This window comes from Inquilinus sp. CAU 1745 (genome assembly GCF_039839375.1).
Lineage (GTDB): Bacteria > Pseudomonadota > Alphaproteobacteria > DSM-16000 > Inquilinaceae > JBDOQU01.
Map to the genome: position 1 here is coordinate 26,517 of NZ_JBDOQU010000024.1, position 11,117 is coordinate 37,633.

General features: G+C 67.3%; 9 protein-coding genes and 1 pseudogene. All 10 read left to right on the top strand.

The genetic code is table 11. The annotated features are described in order from the left end of the window. Positions 1 to 193: 193 nt before the first annotated feature. On the top strand, positions 194 to 1,351 hold the full coding sequence (locus AAFN89_RS20215; RefSeq protein ID WP_347541034.1) for a M24 family metallopeptidase: 1,158 nt from the start codon (positions 194 to 196) through the stop codon (positions 1,349 to 1,351). Further along, positions 1,348 to 2,328, top strand: coding sequence for a hydroxyectoine utilization dehydratase EutB (eutB, locus tag AAFN89_RS20220; protein ID WP_347541035.1), 981 nt, complete (start codon positions 1,348 to 1,350; stop codon positions 2,326 to 2,328). The genes AAFN89_RS20215 and eutB overlap by 4 nt, the downstream gene beginning before the upstream one ends. A 16-nt stretch (positions 2,329 to 2,344) precedes the next feature. Further along, a complete protein-coding gene (gene doeB, locus AAFN89_RS20225; protein ID WP_347541036.1) occupies positions 2,345 to 3,352 on the top strand; it encodes a N(2)-acetyl-L-2,4-diaminobutanoate deacetylase DoeB in 1,008 nt (335 codons plus the stop codon). 12 nt (positions 3,353 to 3,364) lie between these two features. Next, the gene (locus AAFN89_RS20230) at positions 3,365 to 3,859 is read left to right on the top strand and encodes an Lrp/AsnC family transcriptional regulator (RefSeq protein ID WP_347541037.1); all 495 of its coding nucleotides are present in this window, start codon (positions 3,365 to 3,367) and stop codon (positions 3,857 to 3,859) included. 146 nt (positions 3,860 to 4,005) lie between these two features. Beyond that, entirely contained in the window at positions 4,006 to 5,505 is a 1,500-nt protein-coding gene (locus AAFN89_RS20235; protein ID WP_347541038.1) for an NAD-dependent succinate-semialdehyde dehydrogenase, read from the top strand. Positions 5,506 to 5,516: 11 nt separating this feature from the next. Continuing rightward, positions 5,517 to 6,938, top strand: a complete 1,422-nt coding sequence (locus tag AAFN89_RS20240; protein WP_347541039.1) for an aminotransferase — start codon at positions 5,517 to 5,519, stop codon at positions 6,936 to 6,938. Positions 6,939 to 6,955: 17 nt separating this feature from the next. Beyond that, positions 6,956 to 7,942, top strand: a complete 987-nt coding sequence (locus tag AAFN89_RS20245; RefSeq protein ID WP_347541040.1) for a cyclodeaminase — start codon at positions 6,956 to 6,958, stop codon at positions 7,940 to 7,942. 108 nt (positions 7,943 to 8,050) lie between these two features. Next, complete coding sequence (locus AAFN89_RS20250) at positions 8,051 to 8,392, top strand: transcriptional regulator (RefSeq protein ID WP_347541041.1); 342 nt, start codon at positions 8,051 to 8,053, stop codon at positions 8,390 to 8,392. A gap of 366 nt (positions 8,393 to 8,758) precedes the next feature. After that, positions 8,759 to 10,318: a glycerol-3-phosphate dehydrogenase gene (gene glpD, locus AAFN89_RS20255; RefSeq protein WP_347541042.1), complete on the top strand. Its 1,560-nt coding sequence runs from the start codon at positions 8,759 to 8,761 to the stop codon at positions 10,316 to 10,318. Next, positions 10,294 to 10,881, top strand: a pseudogene (locus AAFN89_RS20260) (carbohydrate ABC transporter substrate-binding protein); the annotation flags it as partial. The gene glpD and the pseudogene AAFN89_RS20260, both read left to right, overlap by 25 nt. Positions 10,882 to 11,117 lie beyond the last annotated feature (236 nt).

Genomic DNA, 11,117 nt, shown 5'->3' on the forward strand with positions numbered 1-11,117 from the left:
GATTTCTATTTTTGTTGCGGTGCGGGAGCGAGAAACGTCAGTTTTCCTGCCATTCCAACGGATAGTCGTGGGCGGCAGATATTTCGACGGTCGAAGCAATTCACCAGGATTGTCGGGCAGATGTACACATGTATAGGATGGTCCGTACAACAACGGATGACGCCGGCCACGGCGCCCCCTCAAGGACTGGATCATGAAGCAGCGAACGGACCTCGTTTTCCCGATCCCGGAATTCCAGCGGCGCCTGGACGCGCTGCGCGCGCGGATGGCTGACCGCGACCTCGACGCCATGCTGGTGACGACGCCGGAGAACATCACCTATCTCACCGGCTACCAGACAACCGGCTACTACTATTTCCAATGCGTGGTCGTGCCGGCTTCCGGCGAGCCGTTCATGGTCACCCGGCTACTGGAACATTCCAATGTCGAGACCCGGACGTGGGTGGAGCATAGCCGCCCCTTCGTCGATACCCAGCGGCCGCTCGCCGTGCTGGCCGACGCGATGGCGGAATTCGGCCTCGCCGGAAAGCGGATCGGCTATGAGCGCCACTGCTATTTCTTCCGGGCGACGGAGCAGGAGGAATGCTTCGAAAGGCTGCCAAACGCCACCTTCGTCGACGCCTCCGGCCTTATAGAGGAAGGGCGGCTCATCAAGTCGGACGCGGAGATCGCGATCATGCGCCGGGCTGGGCGGGCGACCGAGGCGGCGATGATGGCGGCGATTGAGGCCGCGCGTCCGGGCGTCACGGAGAACGACGTGGCCGCGGCGCTTCATCACGCCATGTTCGCCGCCGGTGGCGAATACCCCGCCTGCTCCCCCTTCGTCGCGTCAGGCCCCCGCTGCTCCATCGGCCACGCCACCTGGGAAGGCCGCGCGATTCAACCGGATGAAACGGTATTCCTTGAGATCGGGGGCTGCGTCCAGCGCTACCACACGGCGATGATGCGCAACGTCTATCTGGGCGATCCCTCGGCGGAGATGCTGGAGGCCGAGAAGCTGATCCAGCAGGCGGTGAAGGCGTCGATGGAAGCGATGAAGCCGGGCGTGAAGGCCGGCGATGTCGATGCGCTCAATCGCGAGATCCTGGCCGGCAACTCCTTCGGGGCGGTGCAGAGCACGCGGTCGGGCTATTCGATCGGCCTCGCCTTCACCCCCGATTGGGGCGAAGGACACATCCTCTCCATCCAGGAGAACGAGGAGAAGACGTTCGAGGCCGGGATGACCTTCCACCTGATCCCGTGGATCCAGATTCCCGGCAAGGCGGGCATCGGACTTTCCGAAACCGTGCTGGTGACGCCCGAAGGCGGCGTCGCGCTGCTCGATGTCGAGCGGCGGCTGTTCGTCAAGTGACCGGACGGGACGAAAGCCCCGTCGGCCTGCGGGATGTCTATCGGGCAAGGGCGCGGATCGCGCCCTTCGTCCGTCGGACGCCGCTTGTCCGCGCCGACGCCCTGTCCAAGGCGGCCGGCGCGGAGGTGCGGCTGAAGCTCGAATGTCTCCAGGACATCGGCGCGTTCAAGCAGCGGGGGGCGATGAACGCGATCCTGTCGCTCGATCCCGAAGCCAGGGAACGCGGCGTCGTCACCATGTCGACCGGCAATCACGGCCGCGCCGTCGCCTGGGCTGCCGACCGGCTCGGCGTCCGCGCGGTCGTCTGCCTGTCCTCGCTCGTCCCCGGCCGCAAGGTCGAGGCGATCCGCGCGGCGGGCGGGGAGGTGCGGGTCGTCGGCCGCGGCCAGGACGAGGCGGGGGAGGAGGCGATGCGCCTCGTCCGGGAGGACGGGCTGGCGCTCATCCCGCCTTTCGACGATCCGGCCGTGGTCGCGGGGCAGGGGACGATCGGGATCGAGCTTCTGGAGGATTTCCCGGAGATCGATGCCGCCCTCATCCCGCTCTCCGGCGGCGGGCTCTTCGTCGGGATCGCCGGCGTGCTGAAGGCCGCCGACCCGTCGATCCGCACCGTCGGCATCTCCATGAAGCGCGGCGCGGCGATGGCAGCCAGCCTTGAGGCCGGCCGTCCGGTATCGGTGGAGGAGGTGGAGACGCTGGCCGACAGTCTCGGCGGCGGCATCGGCCTCGACAACCGTCACACCTTCGCCCGCACGGCGGCGCTGATCGACGAGGTCTTGCTGCTGGAGGAGGAGGAGATCGCCGCCGGCATGCGCCACCTCCACCGGGAGGAAGGGCTGGTGACGGAAGGGGCCGCCGCCGTCGGCGCGGCCGCTCTCCTGGCCGGCAAGGTGCGGGTGGAAGGGCGATCGGTCGCGACCATCGTCAGCGGCCGCAATGTGGATATGGACAGTTTCGCCGCGGTGATCGCGGACTAGAGGAACGGAAGCAGGAATGTCCAAGGAAAGAACCAGGATTTCGGCATCGGTCGATCTCGCAGCCCAGGGCAAGCAACGCGGTTTCCTGACGGTGCCCCATTCGCGCAACGATTCCGCCTGGGGGGCGATCCGCATCCCCATCACCGTGATCGCCAACGGTGAAGGCCCGACGGTGCTGTTCACCGCCGGCAGCCATGGCGACGAATATGAAGGGCCGATCGCGCTGATGAAGCTGGCGGACGAGCTGGAGCCGTCCGCCGTCAGCGGCCGAATCATCATCCTGCCGACCATGAACCATCCGGCGGTGCGCTCCGCCACGCGGCTGTCGCCCGTCGACGGGCGGAACATGAACCGCGCCTTCCCCGGCCGCTATGACGGCACGGTGACGGAGATGATCTGCCATTATGTCTATTACCATCTGGTGTCGCGGGCCGACGTGGTGGTCGACCTCCATTCCGGCGGCAAGACGCTGGATTTCGTGCCCTCGGTCGTCATGCATCGGCTGGAGGATCGGGAGTTGATGGACCGCACGCTCTCCGCCATCAAGGCGTTCGGCGCGCCGGTCGCGCTGGTGCTGGTCGAACTCGACAATGAGGGGATGCTCGACACCGTGGTGGAGAATGCCGGCAAGATCTTCATTTCGACCGAACTCGGCGGGGCCGGTACGGCCACCGCGCGCACGGTCGGCGTCGCCGATCGCGGCATGCGCAACCTGCTCCGCCATTTCGACGTGCTGGCCGGCGATCCGGAGCCGCCGGCCGAAGGCTCGCGCCTGATGCATACGCCCGATGGCGGCTGCTTCGTCCCCTCCGCCGACGCCGGCATCTATGAGGCGCTGGCCGATCTGGGGGCGAACGTCCGGAAGGGCGACCCGATCGGCCGCGTCCATTTCTTCGAGGATCAGGGTCGGCCGCCGGCGCTTTACGCCGCGCCGATGGACGGGATGGTCTACAGTCGGCACGTTCCGGGCCTGATTGGCCGGGGCGACTGCCTCGCCGTCCTGGCGACCGACTACACCGGCTGATGGGGTGAGTGAATGCGGCTCGACGGGCGTGACATCAAGCTCCTCATGGCCCTCCAGGCCGAAGGGAGGATCACCAATCAGAAGCTGGCCGACCGCGTCGCCCTGTCGCCCAGCGCCTGTCTGGAACGGGTGCGCCGGCTGGAGGCGGCGGGCCTGATTTCCGGCTACGGCGCTCGGGTGTCGCTGGACAAGGTGCTCAGCACCTCCACAATCTTCGTGGAGGTGACGCTGAAGAGCCATGAGGCCGCCGATTTCGACCGCTTCGAACGGTCGATCCGGGAAGCGCCGGAGGTCGTGGAATGCCACGCCATCGGTGGCGGCATCGACTATCTGCTGAAGGTCGTGGCCGGCGACATCGCGCACTACCAGTCGATCATGGAGCGGCTGCTGACGGCGGGCATCGGCATCGGCCAGTACTTCACCTACGTGGTCACCAAGCCGGTCAAGACCGCCGCTCCCTACCCCCTCGACACGCTGATCGATCGCGCCCGTTCCCAGCCGGCGTAATAGGCCGAATGGTCGCCGTATATTATCCGGTTTTCTCGATTCAAACCGCATAGGCTTCCGTCCCGGGCGTCCCGTTCGAAATCTCCCACGGCGGGGTTCGTGGTAGAAAACCGCCCTTATTTCAAAGGTTTCCAAGGGAGATGACGATGCTTGCCGAGGTTGCCCGGACGACCGGTCCGCTCAGCGTGGAAAATCGCCTTTCCCGGCCGGACCTGTTCCGCCAGTCGGCCTTCCTGGCCGGCGAATGGGTCGACGGTCCGAAGGACGCCGCGGTCGCGGTCACCGATCCCGCGACGGGTGCGACGATCGGCCATGTGCCCGGCCTGGGCGCGCCGGAGACGGAACGCGCCATCGCCGCCGCGGCCGAGGCGTATGGGCCGTGGCGTCGCCTGCTCGCGAAGGAGCGCGCGGCCATCTTGCGCCGTTGGGGCGATTTGATGCTCGCCCACAAGGAGGATCTCGCCGTCCTGATGACGCTGGAGCAGGGCAAGCCGATCGACGAGAGCCGGGGAGAGATCGACTACGCCGCCAGCTTCCTGGAATGGTTCGGGGAGGAGGCCAAGCGCCTTTACGGCGACACCATCCCCAGCCACCTGTCGGGCAGCCGCATGAGCGTGACGCGGGAGCCGGTGGGCGTCACCGCCGCGATCACGCCCTGGAACTTCCCCTCCGCCATGATCACGCGGAAGGCCGGCGCGGCGCTCGCCGCCGGATGCCCGATGATCGTGCGCCCGGCCAGCGAGACGCCGTTCTCCGCGCTCGCGCTCGCCGTGCTGGCGGTGGAGGCCGGGGTGCCGGAAGGCGTCTTCTCCGTGCTAACCGGCCCCGCCCGCGCCATCGCCGGGACGCTGACCGCCAGCCCGGTGGTGCGGAAGATCAGCTTCACCGGATCGACGGAAGTGGGCCGCATCCTGCTCGCCCAGTCGGCGGAGACGGTGAAGAAGGTGTCGATGGAACTTGGCGGCCACGCGCCGTTCCTGGCCTTCGATGATTCCGACCTCGAAGCCGCCGTCGCCGGCGCGGTCGCTGCGAAGTTCGCGACGACCGGCCAGGACTGCCTGGCGGTCAACCGGCTCTATGTCCAGGACGGCATCCATGACGCCTTCGTGGCCCGGTTCGCCGACGCCGTCGCCGCCCTGAAGGTCGGCCCCGGCCTCGATCCGTCCGTCGATCAGGGGCCGCTGATGTCCGAATCCGCCGTCGCGAAGTGCGAGGCCCATGTCGCCGACGCGCTGGCGAAGGGCGCCAAGGCGATCGTCGGCGGCAAGCGCCATGAACTCGGCGGGACCTTCTTCCAGCCGACGGTGCTGACCGCCGTGACGGAGGACATGGCGATCGCGAACGAGGAGACGTTCGGCCCGGTCGCCCCCATCCTGCGCTTCACCGACGAGGCGGAGGGCATCGCCCGCGCTAACGATACCGTCTACGGTCTCGCCGCCTACGCCTACAGCCGCGACGTCGCCCGCGTGCTGCGGGTCAGCGAGGCGCTGGAATATGGCATGGTCGGCATCAACACGCCGAAATTCACCGGCGCGCCGATCCCCTTCGGCGGCGTCAAGCAGTCCGGCCTCGGGCGCGAAGGGTCGCGCCACGGGCTGGACGACTACACCGAACTCAAATACGTCTGCATCGGCGGCGTCAACTGAGGAGATATCTCATGACCACCACCACGACCGCCCGGAACATCAGCCTTGAGGAGATGGACCGCCAGTCGGTGCTCCACCCCTTCACGAACCTCAAGGAATACGCCAACGGCCGGGCCGGCGATCCGCGCATCGTCACCGGCGGCGAGGGCATCCATATCCGCGACAGCAAGGGCAACGACCTGATCGACGCGTTCGCCGGTCTCTACTGCGTCAATATCGGCTATGGCCGGACGGAGGTCGCGGACGCGATCTACGCCCAGGCGAAGGATCTCGCCTACTACCATTCCTACGCCGCCCATTCGACCGAGGCGCTGATCCGCTTGTCGGACCGGCTGGTGTCGATGGCGCCGGGCGAGATGAGCAAGGTCTTCTACGGCCTGTCGGGCTCCGACGCCAACGAGACCCAGGTCAAGCTGGTCTGGTACTACAACAACATCCTCGGCCGGCCGCAGAAGAAGAAGATCATCTCGCGGGAGCGGGGCTATCATGGCTGTTCGGTCGTCTCGGGCAGCCTGACCGGCCTGTCCTTCTATCACAATGCCTTCGACCTGCCGGTGAATCCGATCCTTCATACAGGCGCGCCGCACTACTATTGGGGCGCGGAGCCGGGCGAGGACGAGCGCGCCTTCTCCGCCCGCCGCGCGCGGGAACTGGAGGAACTTATCCTGGCGGAAGGGCCGGACACGGTCGGCGGCTTCATCGCGGAGCCGGTGCTGGGCACGGGCGGCATCACCCCGCCGCCGGAAGGCTATTGGGAGGCGATCCAGCCAATCCTCCGGAAGTACGACATCCTGCTGATCGCCGACGAGGTCGTGACCGGCTTCGGCCGCACCGGCGCCAGCTTCGGCTGCTTCAAGTACGGTATCGAGCCGGACCTGATCACCGTCGCCAAGGGGCTGACCAGCGCCTATGTGCCGATGTCGGCCTCGATCATCGGCCGCCGCGTCTGTGACGTGCTGGAGCAGGCGTCCGACACGCTGGGCGCCTTCTCCCACGGCTACACCTATTCCGGCCACCCGCTGGGCGCGGCCGCCGCGCTGGCGGTGCTGGACATCGTGGAGCGGGAGGACCTGCCCGGCAACGCGGAGCGCACCGGCGCCTATTTCCAAAAGCGCCTGCACGAGACGTTCGCCGACCACCCGCTGGTGGGCGAGGTCCGGGGCGTGGGCCTGATGGCGGCGCTGGAGTTCGTCGCCGACAAGGACAGCAAGGAGCGGCTCGACCCGTCGCTGAAGGTCGGCGCGCGCGTCTCCGCCGCCGCCCTCGCCAACGGGCTGATCGCCCGGGCCATGCCCCATGGCGACATCCTGGGCTTCTCTCCGCCGCTGGTCGTCACGAAGGACGAGGTGGACGAGATCGTCGACCGCGCCCGCCGTGCGCTCGACACCGTCACCGATGAACTGGTGCGCGAACGCCTCTGGCAGGCGGCCTGAGGAAAGCGCGGAAGCCCATGAGCGACAGCATCGCCATCCTGACCGAAGCCGAACTCCGGCGGTCCGTCGGCCTCGATTCCGAGGCGCTGGCCGCGGTGGCGGAGGCGTTCGCCGCCCTCGGCCGCGGCGGGGTGGTGATGCCGCCGATCCTCCGGCTCGACATCGTCGAGAAGAACGGGGAGATGGACGTGAAGACGGCCTATGTGCCGGGCCTCGACAGCTTCGCGCTCAAACTCTCCACGGGCTTCTTCGACAACCCGAAGCTGGGCCTGCCCAGCCTCAGCGGGATGATGACGCTGGTCTCCGCGCATACCGGCCGGGTCGAGGCGGTGATGCTGGACAATGGCTATCTGACGGACATCCGAACCGCGCTGGCCGGCGCGCTGGCCGCCGACCGGCTGGCGCGGCCGGACGCGGCCGTCGCGGGCATCCTCGGCACCGGCCTCCAGGCCCGTCTCCAACTCGAGGCCCTGCGCCTGGTCCGCAAGATCGACCGCGCGCTGGTCTGGGGCAGGGACGCCGCGAAGGCGACGGCCTATGCGGCGGAGATGTCCGAACGCTTCGGCATCCCCGTCCAGGCCGCCGACGCCGAAACCGTCGTCCGCACCGCCGACATCGTCGTCACCACGACGCCCTCGCGGACTCCGCTGGTGTATGCGGAATGGCTGCATCCCGGCCTCCACGTCACCGCCATGGGGTCGGACGCGGAAGACAAGAACGAGATTGCCCCCGCGGCGCTCGCCCACGCCGACCTGCTGGTCGTCGACCGGCGCAGCCAGTGCGAAAGGCTGGGCGAACTGCATCATGCGCTGGCGGCCGGCGCACTCAAGCCCGACCACCCTGTCGTGGAACTCGGCCAGATCGTCGCCGGCCTCGCCCCCGGCCGCCCCGGCCCCGAAGCCGTAACCCTCTGCGACCTGACCGGCACCGGCGTCCAGGACACCGCCATAGCCCTCTACGCCGCCCGCAAGGCCGCCGCCGAAGGGGCCGGGACGCGGATTTAGCAACTGCGTCTTGGACAGATGCGTTCTCCGTACGACAATGAAGTCGGCAAAAGCACCTGCCGGACTGCTCGCCGGCTTCTGGCGCGATGTCGATCTATGGAGGCCGGAATGAATGTCGTCACGCTGTCCGTCGCTTCCCGTGAGGAAGTCACCGATCGCGCCCTTTCCGCATTCGCGGGACGGGAGATGGGCGCGCACATATCCTTCGCCACGGCGGAATTGCTGTGGCGGACGCTGACCAGGAAGCGCTGGGAACTCCTGAAGGCGATGACGGGGCAGGGATCCATGACCATCCGTGAAGTCGCGCGCCGCGTCGGCCGCGACGTGAAGGCGGTCCATGGCGACGTGCACACCCTGCTGGACGCTGGCATCCTCGACAGCACCGAAGACCGCCGGATCGTTTTTCCCTACGAAGCAGTGCATGTCGATTTCATGCTGACGGCGGCATAACCACTGAGCGGTCGCGCCTGGGCAGGATCTTTCGACAGCTTCGAGAGGGGGGGGGTCTTCCCCAAAAACTGTCATGCTGGACCCCGATCCAGCATCCATGCGGCGTCGATGGCGGCCACGTCCGGTTCTTCGCCGCCGGTGAAGCGGTGACCCCTTATGGATTCCGGCTCGGAGGCCGGAATGACCAAAAAAGGCAGCGGCCTCTCCCTTCTTCCTCATGGTGAGCCCGTCGAACCATGTGGCTCCGTATGAGCGTGTTCGAAATTCGTTTCCGAATTATTTTCCTTTACGAAAGAAAATACCCGCTATAGCGTTCGTCTTCGAACGGCAGATGGTTAATGTTCCACTCCTGTCAGTGGGGACGCCATGCGGGCTGGGGGCGAGGGAGCGGTCGATATTCTGATCGTCGGCGGCGGCGTGAACGGCGCCGGCATCGCCCGTGACGCCGCCGGTCGCGGCCTTTCGGTCCTGCTGTGCGAACAGAACGATCTCGGCTCCGGCACCTCTTCGGCCAGCACCAAGCTGATCCATGGCGGTCTCCGCTATCTTGAACATTACGAATTCCGGCTGGTCCGCGAGGCGCTGATCGAGCGGGAGGTGCTGCTGCGCGCCGCGCCTCACATCGTCTGGCCGCTGCGCTTCGTGCTGCCGCACAACCGGTCGATGCGGCCGGCCTGGCTGGTCCGGCTCGGCCTCTTTCTTTACGACCATCTGGGCGGGCGGGAGCTGCTGCCGGGATCGCGCTCGGTCGACCTCCGCTCCCATCCCTCAGGCGTGCCGCTCCAGCCGCAATTCGCGAAGGCTTTCGAATATTCCGATTGCTGGGTTGAGGACGCCCGGCTGGTCGTGTTGACCGCGATGGATGCGCGAGAGCGCGGAGCCGACATCCGCACCCGCACCCGATGCCTGTCGGCGCGGCGCGACGGCGATATCTGGCGCGTCCGCCTCGCCCCGGAAGGCGGGGAGGAGATCGAGGTGACAGCCCGCGCGCTGGTCAACGCCGCCGGGCCCTGGGTCGCCGACGTGCTGAACGCCCGGATCGGGCTCAACGCAAACGGCGCGGTCCGGCTCATCAAGGGCAGCCATATCGTCGTGCCCCGCCTGTTCGAGGGCGATCAGGCCTACATCTTCCAGAACGACGACCGCCGCATCGTCTTCGCCATCCCCTATGAGGGCGACTACACGCTGATCGGCACCACCGATGTCGATTATGACGGCGACCCGGCCGCCGTCGCGATCGCGGAGGACGAGATCGCCTATCTCTGCCGCGCCGTCTCCGGCTACTTCAAACAGCCGGTGACACCCGACCTGATCGTCTGGACCTATAGCGGCGTCCGCCCGCTCTATGACGACAAGTCGAAGGATGCCTCGGCCGTCACCCGAGACTATGTGCTGGAACTCGACGCGCCGGAGGGCGCGGCCCCGCTGCTTTCCGTCTTCGGCGGCAAGATCACCACGTTCCGGCGGCTAGCCGAACAGGCGGTCGACAGACTGGCCGCGCCGCTCGGTGTCTCGGCTCCGCCCTGGACGGCCGATGCGCCCCTTCCCGGCGGCGACATCCCGAACGCAGATTTCGACGCCTTCCTGGCCGGACTCCGCCGAGACCGTCCCTGGCTGCCGGCATCGCTCGCGCGTCGCTACGCCCGCGCCTACGGGACCCGCACGGGCGACCTCCTCGGCGATGCCGGCTCGCTCGACCAACTCGGCGAGGATTTCGGCGACGGGCTCCATGAAGCGGAACTACGCTACGTTGTGGCGCGAGAATTCGTTACCGTACCGGAGGACTTCTTCTGGCGGCGCTCCAAGATGGGCCTCCATGCCGGAGAGAAGGCCAGATCGGCGGTCGCAGCCTGGTTCGCGAGACTGGGCGAGGCGGCCGGGGCGGGACGACCGGCCGTCGCGGCGTCTATTGGGAAGAGGGCATGAAGCTCGGCTACCAGGACGCCGGCTCCTGGACGCTGCTCAACAGCACGCCGCTGGAACGGCGCAAGGCGGCCTGGCTCTATGCCCAGTTCTGCGTCTGCAAATCGACCTCACTCAAGAAGACCCTGGTCGGGCTGACGCCGATCCGCGACACCGACATCCGCTCCGACGCGATGACGGAAGCCGCGCCGAAGCTGGGCGGGCTGGTCGAATTCTACCGCAGCCCGGCCCGCGTCGCCTGGACGCCGACCGGCACCAACGTTCCCGACTATCCGAAGCTGGCGCAGCTCTGGTGGCAGAACGTGGCGGAGGCGGTGACCGGCGAGAAGACCCCGCAGGAGGCGATGGACAGCCTGGCCGCCCAGCAGGACGACATCCTGCGGCGGCTGGAACGCGCCGACGTCTTCGAGGAGTGCGGCCCCCGCCTCAACGAGGAGCAGGACGCCCAGTACTGGTTCGACCAGCCGGGCGCGCCGAAGCCCAAGCTGGAGAACGAGAAGGAGCCGGGCGAAACCGTCGCCTATGACAGCCTCATCCAGGCCTGGCGCGAAGGTCGGGTGAGATAATCGGATAACCAACGCCCCTCACCCAACCCTCTCCCCGGCGGGGAGAGGGCTACTTTTTACCCTCGCCCCTTCGGGGAGAGGGAGGGACCCGCAAAGCGGGAGGGTGAGGGGAGTGGTCCGACCCGGATAGAGTCCTGACAGTTCTGTCCAGATACATTGCTGACAGTTAGTCCGGCCGGCAGGAGGGTCCTGCCGATGCCGTGGAAAGAGCTGTCAGTGATGGATGAGAAGTTGAT